Genomic DNA, 17,776 nt, shown 5'->3' with positions numbered 1-17,776 from the left:
CTGAAGGGGCATGACCCCGATCCTGTTTCGCAACGCGCGCCTCATCGACCCCGAGACGGGCACGGAGCGGTTGGGAGAGCTTGGCGTCCGGGGCGGAAAGATCGTCGGCCCCGAGGGTCTGGACGGCGCCCAGACCGTAGATTGCAGCGGCCGCTGCTTGGCCCCAGGCATCGTCGACATCGGCGTGAAGGTCAGCGAACCCGGCGAACGCCACAAGGAGAGCTTCCGGTCGGCCGGTCTCGCCGCCGCGGCGGGGGGCGTGACAACGATTGTCACCAGACCCGATACGATCCCCGCAATTGACACGCCCGAGACATTGGAATTCGTGCGCCGCCGCGCGAACGAAGCCGCGCCGGTCCGGGTGCTTCCGATGGCGGCACTGACGCGCGGCCGCGAGGGGCGCGAGATGGCCGAGATCAGCTTTCTTCTCGACGCCGGCGCCGTGGCTTTCACCGACTGCGATCATGTGGTCACGAACACCAAGGTGTTTTCGCGCTGCCTCACATATGCCGCCTCTCTCGGTGCGCTGGTCGTGGGCCACCCGCAGGAGCCGATCCTGTCGGATGGCGCGTCGGCGACGAGCGGGAAGTTCGCAGCGCTGAAGGGGCTGCCCTCGGTCTCGCCCATGGCCGAGAGGATGGGTCTGGACCGGGACATCGCCATCGTCGAGATGACCGGGGCACGTTACCACGCCGACCAGGTTACGACGGCGCGCGCCCTGCGGCGGCTGGCGCGCGCCAAGGAAGCGGACCTCGACATCACGGCGGGCGTGTCGATCCATCACCTGACGCTGAACGAATTCGACGTCGGCGACTATCGCACCTTCTTCAAGGTCAAGCCGCCGCTTCGGTCCGAGGACGACAGGCTGGCGGCCGTCGAAGCGGTCGCCTCGGGTCTGATCGACGTCATTTCCTCGATGCACACGCCGCAGGACGAGGAGTCGAAGCGCCTTCCGTTCGAGGAAGCCGCCTCGGGCGCCATCGGGCTCGAGACTCTGCTTCCGGCGTCGATGCGCCTCGTGCATGGCGGTCACCTGGACCTGCCGACCCTGTGGCGCGCGCTGTCCCTGAATCCGGCGCGGCGTCTCGGTCTCGACTGTGGACGGCTGTCGGCCGGGGCTCCAGCGGATCTGGTGCTTTTCGATCCCGACGTTCCCTTCATCCTCGACCGCTTCGCGCTGAGGTCGAAGTCGAAGAACACGCCCTTCGACGAGGCGCGGATGCAAGGCCGCATCATCGGCACCTGGGTCGCGGGGACGCAGGTCTATCGTCACGACAAAGCCTGACCCTCAAACGCCTTGCCAATCGCAAGCGCGATTCTATGCTCCGGCCGGCGGGAGATGGGGACATGCCTGAACTGGTCACACCGCTCGGCATCCTGATCGCGATCGGTGTCGGGGCGTACCTTCTGGGATCGGTGCCCTTCGGGGTCGTCTTGTCGCGGCTGTTCGGCCTGGCGGACCCGCGGACCATCGGATCGGGGAACATCGGCGCCACGAACGTTCTTCGCTCCGGATCGAAGGCCGCCGCCCTTCTCACGCTTCTCCTCGACGCTCTCAAAGGCACGGTCGCCGTCCTTCTCGCCCGCGAGTTGGGGGGTGAGGATGCAGCCCAGCTTGCCGCGCTTGGCGCCTTCGCCGGGCACGTCTGGCCGCTTTACCTGACGTTCAAGGGCGGCAAGGGCGTGGCGACACTTCTGGGCATCCTCGTCGCGCTGTCGCCGGTGGTCGGCCTTGTCGCGGCTGTGACCTGGCTCGTGACGGCCGTCGTGTCTCGTCTGTCGTCGCTTGCCGCCATCGTCGCGGCTGTGGCGACCCCAATGGGGGCGGCGCTTCTCGGCCACGGCGACAAGGTCGTCCTGCTGATCGTTCTCTCGGTCATCCTCATCTGGCGTCATCGGGGGAACATCACCCGACTGCGTGACGGAACCGAGCCGAGGATCGGCAGGAAGTGAAGGCGACGCCTGCGTTTATTAGAGCGTTCGACGCGCTGCCGACCGGAGCATACGGTGGCAGCTATGGGGGGCGCCGGTACAGGATCACCAAGACCGTCATGGTCACGGGACGGTCGCAAAAGCTGGTGGCCGAGGAACTGGGGGGCAACGATTACGTCAGCCTGAACCTCTACCGCCTCGCCGACGGAACCGCCCTTCTGAAGCCATGCGAAATGCCTGCGGACAAGGTGATCGGGTTCATCCTCGGTGTCGCTGCCGACTGAGGCCCCATTGCCCTGATCCCGGCCCGCGAATAGCGTGGCGCCATGGGATTCTGGGAGATGAAAGCAGCCCTCGAATGGCAGATCGCCTGCGGTGCGGACGAGTCGATCCTTGATGCGCCTGTGGATCGCACGGTCGTGGTCTCGGACCCGCCCGAGGCCAAGCCATCGCTTGCGCAGTCGCCGATGGCCATGTCGACGCTGCTCGACGTCGATGCCGTCGCCGTGTCGCGCGACATGGCCGCGGCGGCCCCGGACCTCGACGCTCTTCGTGCCGCCATGGAGGCCTACGACCACTGCGAGCTGAAGCGCGGAGCGCGGCAGCTTGTCTTCGCGGACGGCGTTCCCGGAGCGCGCGTGATGATCGTGGGTGAGGCGCCTGGGCGCGAGGAGGACCTTCAGGGCAAGCCCTTCGTTGGCCCCGCGGGTCAGCTTCTAGATCTGATGTTCCGGCAAATCGGCCTGTTGCGGTCGTCACCTGATACCGAGCGCGCGCTGTACATCACCAACGTGCTGCCGTGGCGGCCGCCGCAGAACCGCGACCCGCTGCCGGAGGAGATGGCGATGATGCTGCCGTTCCTCGAGCGTCACGTCGAATTGGCCGATCCGGAGCTGATCGTCGCCAGCGGCAATCATGCCTGCATGGCGCTTCTGGGCCAGCGCGGCATCACGCGTCTGCGCGGCAACTGGACGACGGCCTTCGGTCGACCCGTTCTGCCCATGTTTCATCCGTCCTACCTTCTGCGCACCCCCGAGGCGAAGCGCGAGGCCTGGGCGGATCTCCTGTCGCTCAAGGCGAGGTTGCGCACATGATCGACCCGATCCTTCTCCTTGCCTTCCTTCCCGCGGCGTTGGCGCTCAACCTGACACCGGGGGCCGACATGCTGTTCTGCCTCGCGCAAGGGACACGCGGCGGACCCGTGCCGGCTCTGGCCGCATCGGCGGGTATCTCGACCGGCGCGATAGTCCACGTCACGCTTGCGGGTCTCGGTCTGGGCGCGCTTGTCGCCGCACACCCGGCGGCGTTCGACGCCATAAGATACGCGGGTGTCGCCTATCTTCTGTGGCTCGTGTGGAGGACGCTGCGGTCGCCTCTCGGCGCGGGAGGCGGGCCAGCGGTCCGGCCGTCGCGGGCGTTCCGAGACGGGCTGGTCGTCAACCTGACGAACCCCAAGGTCATCCTCTTCATCCTCGCCTTCGTGCCACAGTTCGTCGACCCCGCGCGGCCTGTCCTTGCGCAGTTTCTTGTCCTCGGCACGGTCATTGCCGCGGGCGGGTTCGTCGTGAACGGTCTCGTCGGCGTCTTTGCGGGCGGCATCGGACGGCATATGGCGCGCGATGCGCGGATCGAACGCATTCTTCGCATCGTGACCGCGACGGTCTTCGGCGGGCTTGCCGTCAGGCTGGCGCTGGAAGGGCGGCGGGCATGAGTCGCATCGACGAGACGAGAGAGTTCATCCGGGTCCGGATCGCGATCCTGACCGTTTCGGACACGCGCGGCCTTTCGGACGACCGGTCGGGCGACACGCTGGTCCAGCGGCTGACCGAGGCGGGACATGTTCTGGCCGCGCGCGACATCGTCACGGACGATCGGGACCTAATTTCGGCGAAGCTGCGCGACTGGTGCGCGAACGATGGCATCGACGTCATCCTCTCGACGGGCGGGACCGGGCTGACGGGACGCGACGTGACGGTCGAGGCGCATCGCGACGTCTACGAGAAGGAGATCGAAGCCTTCGGCACGGTCTTCACCCACGTCTCCATGGCCAAGATAGGCACCAGCGCTGTCCAGAGCCGTGCCTGTGGCGGCGTTTCGCAGGGTACGTACCTTTTTGCGCTGCCCGGAAGTCCGGGCGCTTGCAGGGACGCCTGGGATGAAATCCTGGGCTTCCAGCTGGATTTCAGGCACCGGCCCTGCAATTTCGTCGAGATCATGCCGCGTTTGGACGAACACCTGCGACGGAAGTGACGCTCGCGCACGTTTTACCTGTGTCCTTTTGCGAAACCGCTGAAAGGACTGCATGATGCGGCGTTCCTGTCATCCGGGGTAACGGACGTGAAATTCCTGAGACGCTCTCTTGTCGGTCTGTTCCTCCTCGCGGCGACGCTGGGTCTTCTGACCTATTCGGGGTCCATGGTCTGGTCGGCCCTCGTGGCGAGCTGGTCGGACGAACCCGAAGCGCGGCCGGCTCGCGAGAGGATTTTTGCGGCGAACGTCGTGACCGTCTCGCCCGAGACGATCAATCCGGTCCTGTCGACCTTCGGCGAAGTGCGGTCGCGCCGGACGCTCGAGTTGCGGGCGAGCGCGTCCGGACCTGTGATCTGGTTGTCGGACAAGTTCGAGGAGGGCGGCGAGGTCGAGGCGGGGGAGGTGCTCGTTCGCATCGACCCGTCGGACGCGCAATCGGCGCTCGACACCGCCCGGGCCGATCTTTCCGAGGCCGAGGCCGATCTGAGGGACGCGGAGCGTGCGCTTGGGCTTGCAGCCGACGAGATTGCGTCGGCCGAGGACCAGGTGCGGCTGCGTGCAAGCGCCCTGTCGCGCCAGCAGGACCTGCTGGATCGCGGCGTGGGATCCACCGCAGCGGTCGAGACGGCCGAACTGGCGCTTTCCTCGGCCCAGCAGTCGGTTCTGTCGCGCCGTCAGGCGCAGGCGACGGCTGAAGCGCGGATTGATGCGGCGCGCATCGCTCGTGAGCGGCGGCAGATCGCCGTGGCCGAAGCAGGGCGGCGCCTGGCGGATACCGAGATCGAGGCCGAGTTCTCGGGCGTCCTGTCGGAAGTCGATGTCGCTGAAGGGCGCCTGGTCTCGTCTGGAGAGAGCCTGGCGCAGCTTATCGATCCCGACGCGCTCGAAGTCGCCTTCCGCATCTCGACATCGCAATACACCCGCTTTGTGGCGAACGGTGGCGGGGTGATCGGCGCCGAGGTGACGGCCTCGGTCGACATCTTTGGTGTGGATCTGACCGCCAGCGGCATCATCAGCCGCGAAAGCGCGGCAGTGGGCGAAGGACAGACCGGACGTCTGCTTTTCGCGCGTCTCGACAGCGCGCCCGGAATGCGGCCCGGCGATTTTGTCGCGGTGACCATCGTCGAACCCCCTCTGGACGGCGTGGCGCGCCTTCCCGCGACGGCGGTGGACGCAGGGGGCACCGTGCTTGCCATCAGCGAAGAAGATCGTCTGCAAAGCGCTTCGGTCGAGGTCCTTCGGCGCGAGGGAGACGACGTGATCGTGCGCGCCCCAGACCTGGATGGCCGCGAGATCGTGGCCGAACGGACCCCGCTTTTGGGTGCGGGCATCAAGGTGCGCCCGGTCCGTCCGGGGGCCGAGGTCGCCTCCGAGGAGGTGCCCGAGCTTCTGTCCCTCGACCCCGAACGGCGCGCCCGCCTCGTCGCCTTCGTCGAGGCCAACACCGGGATGCCTGACGACGCCAAGCAGCGGGTTCTCGCCCAGCTTCGCGAGGAAATGGTGCCCGTCCGTGTCGTCGAGCGCATCGAGAGCCGGATGGGTGGCTAGGCATGGCGCGTGATCTCGGCAAGACAGCGGGGGGCATCCTGTCCTACTTCACCCGTCACCGCACGGCGGCGAACCTTCTCCTGCTGCTCCTCATCTGCGCGGGCCTTTACGCCGTGCCCAAGATGCGGGCGCAGTTCTTTCCGGACATCGTCATCGACGACATCGACATCAGCGTATCGTGGGACGGCGCCGGGGCCGAGGACGTCGACACGGCGATCATCGAGGTGCTGGCGCCGACGCTTCAGGCGATAGAGGGCGTGACGTCCACCTCTTCGCGGGCGCGAGAAGGCAGCGCGTCCATCGGCCTCGAGTTCGAGCCGGGCTGGGACATGAACCAGGCGCAAGAGGATGTCACCACCGCGCTCGATGCCGTGACGAACCTGCCGGAGGACGCGGACGAGCCCGAGCTTCGGCGCGGCGGATGGACCGACCGTGTGACCGACGTCATCATCAAGGGTCCCGTGGGCGTCGACCAGCTTGCCAACTTCGCCGACGAATTCGTCACGCGCCTGTTCGCCGAGGGAGTGACACGCACGTCCATCCAGGGTCTTGCGGCTCCCGAGACCATCGTAGAAGTGACCACGCTGGATCTGATCCGCCACGACGTGTCGATGCGGCAGATCTCGGACGCCATTGAGTCGGAAGTCGCAGCCGACCCCGCCGGCGACGTCAGCGGCGCGGCCCGCGTGCGGACCGGCGTCGCCAAGCGAAGCGCGGACCAGATCGAGGCCATCGTCCTGCGGTCCGAAAGCGACGGGACGCAGCTGACCATCGGCGACGTCGCGCGTGTCCGGGTCGAGGGCATCGACCGCGACAGGGCCTACTTCGTAGGCGATGACCCTGCGATCTCGATCCGTGTCGACCGCTCGGCTTCGGGCGACGCGATCCGGATGCAGCGCATCGTCGAGACGGTCGCGGACGAGATGGAACTGACCCTTCCGACGGGGGTAGAGATCGACCTGATCCGCACCCTGGCGGAATCCATCACAGCGCGGCTGAACATCCTTCTGGAAAACGGCGCGGTGGGACTGGTCCTTGTCGTCGCCCTGCTGTTCCTGTTCCTGAACGCGCGCACGGCTCTCTGGGTGGCGGCCGGCATTCCGGTCTCGATGACCGCCGCCATCGCAATCATGTACGCCGCCGGCATGACGCTGAACATGATCTCGCTCTTCGCGCTGATCATCACGCTTGGCATCGTGGTCGATGACGCCATCGTCGTGGGCGAACATGCCGATTTCCGTGCGCGGCGACTGGGCGAAGGACCGACCGAGGCGGCAGAAAATGCGGCGCGGCGGATGTTCATGCCGGTCTTTTCTGCCACGCTGACCACCGTCATCGCCTTCTTCGGGCTCGTGATTATCGGCGGACGCTTCGGCGACTTGATCGACGACATTCCCTTTACCGTCATCATCGTTCTCACCGCGTCGCTGGTCGAGTGCTTCCTGATCCTGCCGCACCACATGCGCCACGCGCTTCACCACACCGCGCAGGCGCACTGGTACGACTGGCCGTCCCGACAGGTGAACCGGGGGTTCAGGTGGGTCCGGGAGCGCCTGTTCCGTCCCTTCATGCGATTTGTCCTGTGGGCGCGTTACCCGGTGCTGGCCGCGTCGTTCCTCGTCCTCGCCAGCCAGATGACGCTGTTCATCCGCGGGGACGTGCAGTGGCGCTTCTTCAACGCGCCCGAGCAGGGGTCGGTGACTGGCAACTTCGCGATGGTACCCAGCGCGACCCGGGCCGACACCATCGAGGTCATGCGGACATTGCAGGCGACGGTCGAAGAGGTGGGTGCCGCGTACGAGGCCGAGCACGGCCAGAACCCGATCCGCTATTCCCTTGCCGAGATCGGAGGGTCCGCGGGTCGGGGGCTGTCGGGTCAGGAAACGAAGGAGAGCTATCAGCTCGGTTCGATCTCGATCGAACTGGTCGACGCGGATTTGCGGCCCTATTCCAGCTTCGCTTTCGTCGAGGCCTTGCAGGAGGCCATGCCGCAGCATCCGCTTCTCGAGACCATCAGCTTCCGGGGCGGGCGATCGGGGCCAGGCGGAGACGCCATCGACATCGAGCTGTCGGGCGCCTCTTCGGCGACGCTCAAGGAGGCGGCCGAGGCTCTAAAGACGCGGCTGTCGAGGTTCGGCGAGGTCTCGGCACTGGAGGATTCGCTCGCCTACGACAAGGAGGAGCTGGTTCTTCAGCTAACGCCGCAGGGGCAGGCGCTTGGCCTGACCATCGACGACCTGGGGACCTTGCTGCGCGCGCGCCTGAACGGCATCGAGGCGGCGACCTATCCGGTGGGCCCGCGATCCGCGTCGATCCGCGTGGAGCTGCCCGAGGGCGAGCTGACATCGGATTTTCTTGACCGCATGCTGATCCGCACGGGCAGTGCTGCGGCGGGAGAAGGCGTCTATGTCCCTCTCGCCGACATTGTCACCGTCGACCGGCAGACCGGCTTTTCGACCGTCCGGCGCGAGAACGGAATTCGCGTCGTCAGCGTCAACGGCGACCTGTCCGAGGACGACCCGGAGCGGGCGCAGGAAATCCAGACGATCATCAACGACGAGATTCTGCCGACGCTCGAAGAGGACTTCGGCATCTCGACCTATACGGCGGGCCTTGCCGAGGACGAGCGTGACTTCCTGTCCGATGCGCTGACCGGCCTCGTGCTGTGCCTTGCAGGCATCTACCTGACGCTGGCCTGGGTTTTCGCGTCCTGGACACGGCCTCTCGTGGTCATGGCGATCATTCCCTTCGGCCTCGTCGGTGCGGTCTGGGGGCATTACATCTGGGAGACGCCGCTTTCCATGTTCTCGGTCGTCGGGCTGATCGGGATGGTGGGGATCATCATCAACGACTCCATCGTCCTGGTGACGACGATCGACGAGTACGCCGAGGAGCGTGGCCTGTTCCCCGCCATCGTCGACGGGGCGGCAGACCGTCTAAGGCCAGTGTTCCTGACGACTGCGACGACGGTCCTTGGCCTTGCGCCGCTTCTCTACGAGACGTCGAAGGACGCGCTGTTCCTGAAGCCGACGGTCATCACGCTGACCTACGGACTCGGCTTCGGCTTCGTCCTTGTGCTTCTGGTGGTGCCGTCGCTCATCGCCATCGGTCACGACCTTGGCCGCAACGTGCGGGCGTTGCGCCGCGCGGCGCGGAGCGGCCACAGGGCGTCCGGTCTGAGGACTGCCGTGGGTGTCGCGGGCCTTGCGATCCTGGCCTGGTTCGCCGTGACGATGCTGCCTGTCCTGGCAGAGGGCGCGTTGCCCGCAGCACTTGGAGACATGTCTCTCGGGCAGGCGCTTGGCCTCTTCGTGGCGGGAAGCGGGGCAATCTGTCTGGTCGTCTGGGCCGTGGCCGCGCTGCGCTTCGGACGGCGCTTGCGCGTCTAGTCGCAGCCGAGGGCTTCGACCGCGCGACCGCCGCCGAGGATGGTCAGCCGGACGTCGGACCGCGCAAGGGCGAAAGGTTTCGCCTGGAGCGGGACCATGTCGACCACGGCCCGCAGCCGGCCGCCTGAGCGGCTGACCTCGGGTGTGGAGACCCAGATCGTCGGATCGCTGGTCTCGACCACCGCCACGTCCTCGGTTCCGAGGCGGGGCGAGTCGAGTTCGACCGAAAGCTGCAGGCCGTCCTCGATGGGGAGAATGTCGCAGCGCAGGCCGTGCGCACGCTCGGGCCGATCCTGGATCGCGGCGGAGAGGTCGGGACCGCGTTGGCCGCCGGGCGGCAGGGCGCCGCCGATCCGCAGGGTCACGGGAACGCAGACATCGTCGCAGACGCCAAGCTCCATCTCGCCCTTCAACGTAACGGGCCTAGAGGGGTCCTGCGGCTCGATCCAGAGAGGAAAGGTCACCTCGTCGTGGTAGCCGAAGCTGCGCATCCCGTCGGTGTAAAACACCTCGGGGACGGGGTACTGCACCCTTACCGCCTTGAGATTATCGGACCCCGACCAGTTGAAGGTGGGCGGTATGCCGGAGTCGCCCGGCGCGCGCCAGTAGGTCTTCCACCCCGGCAGCATCCGGATGCGAAGGCCAGCGACATGGACGCCATCCTCGCGCCAGCCGAGGTTGAGGTCGGCACGGGCCAGCTCGGACGGGATTTGAGCGGCCGCTGCGGCAGGCAGGCAGAGGGCTATGAGAAGCGCGCGGATCATGGCCGACAGTTAGGCGCAGGGTTGCGCTCAAGGAAATCACATTCCGGTAATGGCCCGTGACTGTTGCGGGGCGGCACTTGATGGTCTCGGCCCATTGCCCCATGTTTCCCGCCATGATCGCGGCCCCGACCGATATGCTCGACGGCAAGCTTCTGATCGCGATGCCCGGAATGGGCGACCCGCGTTTCGAGAAGAGCGTCGTCTTCGTGTGCGCCCATTCGGATGACGGGGCGCTTGGGCTGATCGTCAACAAGCCTACGCCGGACCTGCGGTTTGCGGACCTTCTCCAGCAGCTCGACATCGACACAGGGCCGCCGGAACGGGACATCCGGGTGCATTTCGGGGGGCCTGTCGAGAATGGCAGGGGGTTCGTGCTGCATTCGGGCGATTACGTCTCTAACACGTCGACTTTGCGGGTCGGCGGCACCTTCGGGATGACCGCGACGCTGGACGTGCTGGAGGAGATCGCGCGGGGTGCGGGACCCGAGAGGGCGCTTCTGGCGCTTGGCTATGCCGGGTGGGGGCCGGGGCAACTGGAGGCCGAGATCCTCCAGAACGGATGGCTGACCTGCGACGCGACGCCCGACATCGTGTTCGGGCGCGACGATCCGGGCAAGTGGACGGCGGCGCTCAAGACGCTGGGCGTCGATCCCCTGTCGCTGTCGAGCGCAGCGGGGCGCGCCTGAGAGCGTAACCTTTCGGACATTCAGGTTAACGGCCTTGTTTTGCCGGGAAACGGGCTTCGGTATTGCGTCTGTATCACGTCGGTATCGCGTCGGTGCGGGTATCGGTACCGGGAGGGTGGTTACCGGAGGGTGCGGTGAGTTCAGGGGGCGGGAACGGGCCTTCGCCCTTTGGCGCGGTTGGGGTGGGGTTTCGGTGGGCTCAGGGTCTGCTTTGCGGGACGAAGGGGACTCCTCAGTCCATTTCGAGTAAGGTCGGCTTCAGCATTTGGGGAGGGAAAAATGGGTCATCAGCGGCAACTGATCTCCAATGGCAACCCAATGGAGGAGATTGTGGGCTTCAGTCGTGCGGTCCGAGTTGGACCCTACATCTCGGTCGGCGGCACAGCGCCCGTCGATACCAACGGCAAGACTGTCGGAGTTGGCGACGTGTACGCACAGACCAAGCAGTGCTTTGAGATCATCAAGGCAGCGCTCGAACAAGCGGGATCGGGACTTCACGATGTCGTTCGAACGCGAGTCATCTTGACAGACATTGATAACTGGAAGGACGCCGTCGAGGCGCGCAAGGAGTATTGTCGAGACTCTCGGCCAGTCGACACGATCATGGCTATCAATCGGTTCGTGAATCCGGAATGGCTTGTCGAGATCGAGGTTGATGCAGTCATCGCCGATTGAATTCTTTCCAAGCCTGCTCCGTGCTCAAAGCTGCCTTTCGCCGTAGCGCAGCATTGCGGGGGCCCAACTCCTCAAGCAAAGGGCCGCTGCGCTGGCAGCGGCCCCCGTTGTTCTCTTGCGCGAAGGATCACTCCTTCACGGTGATGCGCCCGTCCGTGTAGGGCGTGAAGTCGCCCTGCGCCGCGATGTATTCGGCGGTGACGTCGGCCAGGTCGGGGCCGAAGTCGTAGGCGTTCTCGGCCTGGACGAACATCTTGTAGCCGTCGCCGCCGTTGCGGACGTAGTTGTTCGACACGACGCCGTAGACCTTTTCCGGTTCGATCGGCGCGCCGTCCACCATGACCTCGGAGACGCGGCTGCCGGGTTCCGCCGACGGGTCGACGGTGAAGGTGATGCCGGCGACCTGCGGGAAGCGGCCCGCGCCCTCCTCGATCTGGCTGACGCCGTTCTCGAGCGCCTCGACGACCGTGGCTCCGGTGACCTGGAAGGTCGAGAGGGTGTTCTGGAACGGCAGGACCGTCAGAACTTCGCCCATCGTGACCTCGCCCGCGTCGATGGAGGCGCGGATGCCCCCGCCGTTCGCGATCGCGATCTGAACTCCCTGGTCCTTGACGCGATCGAGCATGGCGTCGGCGATGAGCGAGCCCATCTGGCATTCCTTCGCGCGGCAGACGTCGCGCTCGCCGCCGATGGCCTCGGTGGTGGTGGCCACGACCTTGTTCCGGATCTCGTCGAGGGGTCCCGCTGCCTCGGCGATGCGCGCCACGGTCGTCTCGTCCTCGCCCACGCTCGCGTCCATGACGACGAGGTCGCCGGTCGCCTCGGTCACGTTGCCGTCGTCGTCGAAGGTGACGTTCAGCTCGCCCAGGTACTTGCCGTAGGCATAGGCCTGCACGATCTGCACTCCGTTGGTGACGGTCGGATAGGGCCCGACCGCGCCTTCGACGGTGTTAGACAGGAGCGTGTTCGAGTGGCCGCCGACGATGACGTCGACGCCCGTGGTGCCCTCGGCGACGCGCTGGTCGACGCCATAGCCCGAGTGGCTGAGGACGACGATCTTGTTGACGCCCTCGGCGGTCAGCTTGTCGACCTCCTGCTGCACGGCGCCGACGGGATCGGTGAAGATCACGTTGGGACCGGGCGAGGCGAGTTCGTCGGTGTCCTGCGGCGTCAGGCCGATGAGGCCGATCTTCTCGCCGCCCTTCTCGATCACGGTGGATTTCTGGATGGCGTCCGCGAGGAGCGGTTCGCCCGACACGTCGGCGTTCGACATCAGGATCGGGAACTCGATGGCGCCGATGAAGTCCTTCAGGACCTCGGGGCCGTCGTCGAACTCGTGGTTGCCGACGGTCATCGCGTCGTACCCCATCTTGTTCATCATCTCGGCCGAGAGGGCGCCCTTGTAGTACGTGTAGAAGAGCGTGCCCTGGAACTGGTCGCCGCCATCCACGAGAAGGACGGGCGTGTTGCCCGCGCGCTCGCGCGCAGCCTCGATGCCGGTGACGAGGCGGGCCGAGCCGCCGAAGCACTTGCCCTCGGCCGCATCTTCCGCGCCGCAGCCGGAGTCGAAGGCGTTGATCGGCTCGAACCGGGCGTGGAAGTCGTTGGTATGCAGGATAGTCAGGCTGAAGTCGGCCATGGCCGCCCCGGCGCTGACGGCGAGCGCCGCGCTGCCGAGAAGCAGTTTGCTGATCATTTCGGGAATCCCCCTGTGAGGTGTTTTATATCGGTCGAGATTGCCGGTATCCGTCCTAGGTGTCAAAAGGGAGACAGGCGGACGCCGCGTCACTCGTCGGACGGACGAAGTCGGTGCCGCGCAAGTGGGCAGGCATGGCAATCATCTACAAGATATTCCGCGCGGAGGAATACGCGGCCTTCGTCCGCGACGGTCAGACCGACGGCGCGCCGATCGACGTGGCGGACGGCTATGTCCACATGTCGACGGCGGAGCAGGTCGAGGAGACGGCGGCGAAGCATTTCGCGGGCGAAACCGGGCTGAAGCTGCTGGGGATCGAGTCCGAGACGCTGGGGGCGGAGTTGAGATGGGAGCCGTCGCGGGGCGGCGCGCTATTTCCGCATCTGTACCGCGCGCTGACGATGGACGACGTGCTGTTCGTTCACGACCTTCCGCTTCGGGAGGGGCGGCATCGGTTCGACGGTCTGGTCGGATGATCGAGCGGCTGGCCGTCGGCGTCCTGAACCGGCTCGACGCCGAGCGGGCGCATGGCTTGGCGCTTGCGGCGCTGCGGACGCCGTTCGCGCCGTTGCCGGGGCCGGTGGAGTCGCCGCGTCTGGCGACCACGCTGGCGGGGCTGGCGCTGCCGAACCCGGTAGGTCTGGCCGCAGGCTTCGACAAGAACGCGACGGCGGTGGGGCCTTTGATGCGGGCGGGGTTCGGGTTCGTCGAGGTCGGGGCCGCGACGCCCCGGCCGCAGCCGGGCAATCCGCGGCCGAGGCTGTTCCGGCTGCGGCGGGATCGGGCGGCGATCAACCGCTTCGGGTTCAACAACGACGGGATCGAGGTCATCGCCGAACGTCTGGCGGACCGGCCCGAGGGCGTGCCCGTTGGGCTGAACATCGGGGCGAACAAGGACAGCGCGGACCGCGCGCGGGATTTCGCGGCGGTGATGCGGGTCGCGCGGACGGTGGTGGATTTCGCGACGGTCAACGTGTCCTCGCCCAACACCGAGAAACTGCGCGATCTTCAGGGGCCGGAGGCGCTGAGGGCGCTTCTGGCCGGTGTGCTGGCAGAGACGGGGCAGGTGCCGGTGTTCCTGAAGATCGCGCCGGACCTTTCGGACGCCGAGATCGCGGCCATCGCGGGGGTCGCCCTGGAGAGCGGCGTCGCGGGGGTGATCGCGACCAACACGACGCTGTCGCGCGAGGGGCTGGTGGGGCGCCGCCGGAACGAGGCGGGCGGGTTGTCGGGGCGACCGCTGTTCCGGCCTTCGACGCGCGTGCTGGCGAGGCTCTATCACGAGACGGGGGGCGTCTTACCGCTGATCGGGGTCGGCGGCGTGTCGAGTGCGGCGGACGCCTATTCCAAGATCCGGGCCGGGGCGAGTGCGGTGCAGCTTTACACCGCGATGGTCTATGGCGGGCTGTCGCTGGCGCGGCGCATCGCGCGCGGTCTGGACGAGATGCTGGCGCACGACGGGTTCGCCAACGTGTCGGACGCTGTCGGCACGCGGGTCGACGACTGGCTGTGAGGCTCAGGTCTCGGCTGCGCGTTCCAGCGCCGGATAGGCCCGCCACAGGGTCAGGCCGCGCGCGGTGTTCAGGACCATGAGCGCGGCCCAGAGGCCGTGGTTGCCAAAGGCGGCGATCAGAGGAACGAGCACGACGAGGTAGATCAGGCCGGACAGGAGCATGGCGTTGCGCATGTCGCGGGTGCGGGTCGCGCCGATGAAGATGCCGTCGAACATCCAGCTTGCGATCCCGATGACAGGGGCGATGGCGGCCCAGGGCAGGAAGTCTCGCGCCTCGATCCGCACTTCGGGGGCCTTGGCCATGAGGTCGATCAGAGCGGGTCCGGCGAACCAGAAGAGGAGGCCGAGCGCCACCGCGCCGCCGACGCCCCACTGGCTGGTCAGGATCGAGGCGTCGCGCACCCGGCGGCGCGAGCGCGCACCATAGGCCTGGCCGACGAGCGACTCGGCGGCGAAGGCGAAGCCGTCCATCGCGAAGGCGGTGATCTCGAGGAACTGGAGGAGCACCTGGTTCGCGGCGAGGGTCGCGTCGCCGTGGCGCGCGCCGAGGAACAGAAAGCTGGTGAAAGCCGCCTGCAGGACCACCGAGCGCACCATGATGTCGCCGTTCACGCCGACCATGCGGCGGATGCGGGCCCGGTCGAAGACGCGCGGCCAGTCCTTCCACTGGTCGCCCGAGAAGGCCGCCCGGCAGAGCCAGAGGCCGAGGGCGAGGCCGGTCCATTCGGCGATAAGCGTGGCGACCGCGACGCCCTCGACGCCCCAGCCGAGGCCGAGGACGAACCACAGGTCGAGCACGATGTTGAGGCCGTTCATCCAGAGTTGCAGGACGAGGACGCCGCGCGTGCGTTCGAGCGCGATCAGCCATCCGGTGACGGCATAAAGGGCAATCGTCGCGGGCGCGCCCCAGATGCGGATGGCGAGATAGGCGCTGGCGAGGGTTTCCACCTCGTCCGAGGCCGGCGCGAGGAAGAAGGCGAGGGCGAAGATGGGGACTTGCAGGATGATGAGCGTGACGCCCGCCCCGACGGCGAAGAGGAGCGAGCGCGTCAGGAGCGCGCCTGTCTCGGCGGTGTCTCCGGCGCCGTGGGCCTGGGCGACCATGCCCGAGGTGCCCATGCGCAGGAAGCCGAAGAGCCAGTAGAACATCGACAGCACGACCGCGCCGATGCCGACCGCACCGATGGGCGCGGCCTCGCCCAGCTGTCCCACGACGCCGGTGTCGACCGCGCCCAGGATCGGGACGGTGGCGTTCGAGAGCACGATGGGAAGGGCGATGGCCAGCACCCGGCGGTGCGTCAGCCGCGTCTCGGCCATGTCGCGTCAGCCCGGTGAGGGCATGGGCATCAGGAAGTGACCGGTCGCCTGCGCGAAGGGACGGGTCACGTCGTCCTGCCAGGCCTCGACGTGGACGCTGGCATAGCGGCGGCCCGAGCGGTTGACGCGGGCGCGGGCATAGGCATCGCGCGGCAGGCCCGTGCGCAGGTAGTCGACGGTGAAGTCGATGGTCTTGGGCATCCGGGGCAAGGTCTCGGCCGACAGCGCCTCGGCGTCGATGGCGCCGGTTTCGATCTTCTCCCACAGGTTCTGCCAGGCAAGGCCGATCAGCGCCGAGGTTTCGAGGAAGGCCGCCGTCACGCCGCCGTGGATGGCGGGCAGGGCGGGATTGCCGATCAGCTCGTCGTGGAAGTTGAGGACGGCGGTCAGTTCGTTGCCGTGGCGTTCGAAGTGGATGTTCAGGAAACGGACGTAAGGGATGTTCTCGACCAGCGCCTTGAGCGCGCGGTCGCGGCGCTGCTTGACGACCTGGACGGGTTCGGGACGGGGCCGCATCGCTCAGGCCCCCGCGCCGGTGACCGTGAAGGCGCCGGATGCGGTGGCGACGGGACGCTCGGTGTCGTCGTCGGTGGCGACGGCGCGCACGAAAGCCACGGTGCGGGTGATGTGATAGCAGGTCGCGCGCGCCGTGATCGTCTGACCGGGCGTCGCGGGCCGCATATAGTCGATCCGCAGATCGAGGGTCGCCGTGCCGCCGGGCCCGTCGGGATGCACCATAACGGCCGTGCCGCCGCAGGAATCCATCAGCGAGGACACTGCGCCGCCGTGGATGACGCCGGTCGCGGGGTCGCCGACCAGCTTTTCGTCCCAAGGCATCGACATCACCGCTTCTCCGGGGCCGATGTCGACCAGGGTCATGTTCAGGGCGCGGCAATGGGGCAGCGCCTGCATGAAGCGGGCCACGCGGTCCTTCCGGGTTTCGTAGTCGTCCGTCACGGGCGGTCTCCTTGGTCCCCGCATAACGGACCATCGCCGATGCGAGAGCAAGCCGATTGATCCGGATAGGTGCAGGCACTAGGTTGCACCGCCAGGAGGATCCGGGTGCCGTCTGAACGTCTTACCTTCAAGGACATGTGCTCGCGCTTCGACGTGACGCCGCGGACGCTTCGGTATTACGAATACATCGAGCTGATCGCGCCGGAGAAAGAAGGCCGCTCGCGGTTCTATTCGCCGCGCGAGGTGGCGCGGATGACGCTGATCCTGCGCGGGCGGAAGTGGGGCTTCTCGCTGGAGGAGATCCGGCAGTGGCTGGAGATCTATGGCAAGGCCGGCACCAGCGAGCAGTACCGCACCTTCGTCGAGGCCGCAGACCGCCAGCTTGCGACGCTGGAGGGCGAGCGCGAGTCCCTGGAGCGTGTCATCGAGGACCTGCGGCGGGCCCGCGACGACGTCGAGAAATCCATCTCGTGACGTGAGCCGGTGTTTTTACCGTTTGGTAAAATTGCCGTGACGCCGCGTCCCTGTTTCCAATAATTTCTCTGCCTTTACAGTAACGCTACGTTACCTCGCGTTAGCCTAAGTCATTCATTGAACGAACGGGTCTCGGACAGCATGTCAGCGCCGCCAGCAATCTGGAGCAGATTCATGACCGAGACCCATATGACCATTCGCGAGATGTGCGAGGCGTTCGACGTGACGCCCCGGACGCTGCGGTTCTACGAGGCGAAAGAGCTTCTTTCGCCGCTTCGGCAAGGCACGCGCCGCCTTTTCACCCGCAGCGACCGCGCCCGTCTCAAGCTGATCCTGCGCGGCAAGCGCTACAATTTCAGCCTCGAGGAAATTCGCCAGCTTCTCGACCTCTACGACCCCGAGAGACAGAGCTGCGACCAGCAGTCCCGCGCCCGCGAGGTGGCCCGCCTGAAGCTGGACGAGCTGACCGCGCGGCGCGACGAGCTGAATGCCGTCATCGGCGAGTTGAGCGCCGAGATCGAGACCTGCGGCCGCATGGACGAGGCCGCACAGGCGACGCGAGCCGCCTGACCATC

The 17,776-nt window shown here is 66.8% G+C and carries 19 protein-coding genes; 14 read left to right on the top strand and 5 right to left on the bottom strand.

Features of this window, described 5'->3' with window-relative positions; all coding sequences use genetic code 11:
* Positions 1–10 precede the first annotated feature (10 nt).
* The 8 genes from pyrC to EF888_RS20485 all read left to right on the top strand — a co-directional run bounded on the left by pyrC (position 11) and on the right by EF888_RS20485 (position 9,119).
* Positions 11–1,285, top strand: coding sequence for a dihydroorotase (gene pyrC, locus EF888_RS20520; RefSeq protein WP_109759070.1), 1,275 nt, complete (start codon positions 11–13; stop codon positions 1,283–1,285).
* A gap of 62 nt (positions 1,286–1,347) precedes the next feature.
* Entirely contained in the window at positions 1,348–1,953 is a 606-nt protein-coding gene (plsY, locus tag EF888_RS20515) for a glycerol-3-phosphate 1-O-acyltransferase PlsY (RefSeq protein ID WP_109759069.1), read from the top strand.
* Positions 1,950–2,216, top strand: coding sequence for a hypothetical protein (locus tag EF888_RS20510; protein ID WP_241239751.1), 267 nt, complete (start codon positions 1,950–1,952; stop codon positions 2,214–2,216). The genes plsY and EF888_RS20510 overlap by 4 nt, the downstream gene beginning before the upstream one ends.
* A 57-nt stretch (positions 2,217–2,273) precedes the next feature.
* On the top strand, positions 2,274–3,026 hold the full coding sequence (locus EF888_RS20505; protein WP_338143041.1) for a uracil-DNA glycosylase: 753 nt from the start codon (positions 2,274–2,276) through the stop codon (positions 3,024–3,026).
* Positions 3,023–3,643: a LysE family translocator gene (locus tag EF888_RS20500; RefSeq protein ID WP_109759067.1), complete on the top strand. Its 621-nt coding sequence runs from the start codon at positions 3,023–3,025 to the stop codon at positions 3,641–3,643. The genes EF888_RS20505 and EF888_RS20500 overlap by 4 nt, the downstream gene beginning before the upstream one ends.
* A complete protein-coding gene (gene moaB / locus EF888_RS20495; protein WP_109759066.1) occupies positions 3,640–4,182 on the top strand; it encodes a molybdenum cofactor biosynthesis protein B in 543 nt (180 codons plus the stop codon). The genes EF888_RS20500 and moaB overlap by 4 nt, the downstream gene beginning before the upstream one ends.
* Before the next feature lie 87 nt (positions 4,183–4,269).
* Positions 4,270–5,730, top strand: coding sequence for an efflux RND transporter periplasmic adaptor subunit (locus EF888_RS20490; RefSeq protein ID WP_109759065.1), 1,461 nt, complete (start codon positions 4,270–4,272; stop codon positions 5,728–5,730).
* Between the two features lie 2 nt (positions 5,731–5,732).
* A complete protein-coding gene (locus EF888_RS20485; protein ID WP_109759064.1) occupies positions 5,733–9,119 on the top strand; it encodes an efflux RND transporter permease subunit in 3,387 nt (1,128 codons plus the stop codon).
* Here the strand turns inward: EF888_RS20485 and EF888_RS20480 are convergent.
* Positions 9,116–9,883: a protein-disulfide reductase DsbD domain-containing protein gene (locus EF888_RS20480; protein WP_109759063.1), complete on the bottom strand. Its 768-nt coding sequence runs from the start codon at positions 9,881–9,883 to the stop codon at positions 9,116–9,118. The genes EF888_RS20485 and EF888_RS20480 overlap by 4 nt on opposite strands.
* Positions 9,884–9,996: 113 nt before the next feature.
* On the opposite strand from EF888_RS20480, the gene EF888_RS20475 reads away from it, so the two are divergent.
* Together EF888_RS20475 and EF888_RS20470 are read left to right on the top strand one after the other, a co-directional pair.
* Positions 9,997–10,569, top strand: coding sequence for a YqgE/AlgH family protein (locus tag EF888_RS20475; RefSeq protein ID WP_241239750.1), 573 nt, complete (start codon positions 9,997–9,999; stop codon positions 10,567–10,569).
* Between the two features lie 279 nt (positions 10,570–10,848).
* On the top strand, positions 10,849–11,244 hold the full coding sequence (locus tag EF888_RS20470) for a RidA family protein (RefSeq protein ID WP_164721775.1): 396 nt from the start codon (positions 10,849–10,851) through the stop codon (positions 11,242–11,244).
* A 127-nt stretch (positions 11,245–11,371) separates the two neighbouring features.
* Here EF888_RS20470 and EF888_RS20465 read toward each other — a convergent pair whose 3' ends face one another.
* Positions 11,372–12,940, bottom strand: coding sequence for a bifunctional metallophosphatase/5'-nucleotidase (locus EF888_RS20465; RefSeq protein WP_109759062.1), 1,569 nt, complete (start codon positions 12,938–12,940; stop codon positions 11,372–11,374).
* Between the two features lie 134 nt (positions 12,941–13,074).
* Here EF888_RS20465 and EF888_RS20460 point away from each other — a divergent pair, with 134 nt between their 5' ends.
* A complete protein-coding gene (locus EF888_RS20460) occupies positions 13,075–13,416 on the top strand; it encodes a DUF952 domain-containing protein (protein ID WP_109759061.1) in 342 nt (113 codons plus the stop codon).
* On the top strand, positions 13,413–14,453 hold the full coding sequence (locus EF888_RS20455; RefSeq protein WP_109759060.1) for a quinone-dependent dihydroorotate dehydrogenase: 1,041 nt from the start codon (positions 13,413–13,415) through the stop codon (positions 14,451–14,453). Before EF888_RS20460 ends, EF888_RS20455 begins: the two co-directional genes overlap by 4 nt.
* A 3-nt stretch (positions 14,454–14,456) precedes the next feature.
* Here the strand turns inward: EF888_RS20455 and EF888_RS20450 are convergent, their stop codons facing one another.
* The 3 genes from EF888_RS20450 to EF888_RS20440 are packed head-to-tail and all read right to left on the bottom strand — an operon-like array spanning position 14,457 to position 16,682.
* Positions 14,457–15,770, bottom strand: coding sequence for an MATE family efflux transporter (locus tag EF888_RS20450; protein ID WP_109759059.1), 1,314 nt, complete (start codon positions 15,768–15,770; stop codon positions 14,457–14,459).
* 6 nt (positions 15,771–15,776) lie between these two features.
* Positions 15,777–16,286: a PaaI family thioesterase gene (locus EF888_RS20445; RefSeq protein WP_109759058.1), complete on the bottom strand. Its 510-nt coding sequence runs from the start codon at positions 16,284–16,286 to the stop codon at positions 15,777–15,779.
* A gap of 3 nt (positions 16,287–16,289) precedes the next feature.
* Positions 16,290–16,682 (bottom strand): PaaI family thioesterase, encoded by a 393-nt coding sequence (locus EF888_RS20440; RefSeq protein WP_241239923.1) that lies wholly within the window; start codon positions 16,680–16,682, stop codon positions 16,290–16,292.
* Positions 16,683–16,832: 150 nt separating this feature from the next.
* Here EF888_RS20440 and EF888_RS20435 point away from each other — a divergent pair, with 150 nt between their 5' ends.
* Both EF888_RS20435 and EF888_RS20430 read left to right on the top strand, forming a co-directional pair.
* Entirely contained in the window at positions 16,833–17,201 is a 369-nt protein-coding gene (locus tag EF888_RS20435) for a MerR family transcriptional regulator (protein WP_109759056.1), read from the top strand.
* Positions 17,202–17,375: 174 nt separating this feature from the next.
* Positions 17,376–17,771, top strand: a complete 396-nt coding sequence (locus EF888_RS20430) for a MerR family transcriptional regulator (protein ID WP_109759055.1) — start codon at positions 17,376–17,378, stop codon at positions 17,769–17,771.
* Positions 17,772–17,776 lie beyond the last annotated feature (5 nt).

Origin of the sequence: Silicimonas algicola (genome assembly GCF_003970735.1) — a bacterium.
In the GTDB taxonomy this organism is placed as follows: Bacteria; Pseudomonadota; Alphaproteobacteria; order Rhodobacterales; family Rhodobacteraceae; genus Silicimonas; species Silicimonas algicola.
The sequence above is the reverse complement of the archived record's forward strand: the minus strand, read 5'-3'. Positions and strand labels throughout refer to the sequence as shown.

Coding starts and splice junctions, on each gene's coding strand:
- EF888_RS20485 (WP_109759064.1), top strand. CDS start 5,733: ATGGCGCGTGATCTCGGCAAGACAGCGGGGGGCATCCTGTCCTACTTC.
- EF888_RS20455 (WP_109759060.1), top strand. CDS start 13,413: ATGATCGAGCGGCTGGCCGTCGGCGTCCTGAACCGGCTCGACGCCGAG.
- EF888_RS20465 (WP_109759062.1), bottom strand. CDS start 12,940: ATGATCAGCAAACTGCTTCTCGGCAGCGCGGCGCTCGCCGTCAGCGCC.
- EF888_RS20440 (WP_241239923.1), bottom strand. CDS start 16,682: ATGCAGGCGCTGCCCCATTGCCGCGCCCTGAACATGACCCTGGTCGAC.
- moaB (WP_109759066.1), top strand. CDS start 3,640: ATGAGTCGCATCGACGAGACGAGAGAGTTCATCCGGGTCCGGATCGCG.
- EF888_RS20475 (WP_241239750.1), top strand. CDS start 9,997: ATGATCGCGGCCCCGACCGATATGCTCGACGGCAAGCTTCTGATCGCG.
- pyrC (WP_109759070.1), top strand. CDS start 11: ATGACCCCGATCCTGTTTCGCAACGCGCGCCTCATCGACCCCGAGACG.
- EF888_RS20470 (WP_164721775.1), top strand. CDS start 10,849: ATGGGTCATCAGCGGCAACTGATCTCCAATGGCAACCCAATGGAGGAG.
- EF888_RS20480 (WP_109759063.1), bottom strand. CDS start 9,883: ATGATCCGCGCGCTTCTCATAGCCCTCTGCCTGCCTGCCGCAGCGGCC.
- EF888_RS20500 (WP_109759067.1), top strand. CDS start 3,023: ATGATCGACCCGATCCTTCTCCTTGCCTTCCTTCCCGCGGCGTTGGCG.
- EF888_RS20450 (WP_109759059.1), bottom strand. CDS start 15,770: ATGGCCGAGACGCGGCTGACGCACCGCCGGGTGCTGGCCATCGCCCTT.
- EF888_RS20460 (WP_109759061.1), top strand. CDS start 13,075: ATGGCAATCATCTACAAGATATTCCGCGCGGAGGAATACGCGGCCTTC.
- EF888_RS20505 (WP_338143041.1), top strand. CDS start 2,274: ATGAAAGCAGCCCTCGAATGGCAGATCGCCTGCGGTGCGGACGAGTCG.
- EF888_RS20445 (WP_109759058.1), bottom strand. CDS start 16,286: ATGCGGCCCCGTCCCGAACCCGTCCAGGTCGTCAAGCAGCGCCGCGAC.
- EF888_RS20430 (WP_109759055.1), top strand. CDS start 17,376: ATGACCGAGACCCATATGACCATTCGCGAGATGTGCGAGGCGTTCGAC.
- plsY (WP_109759069.1), top strand. CDS start 1,348: ATGCCTGAACTGGTCACACCGCTCGGCATCCTGATCGCGATCGGTGTC.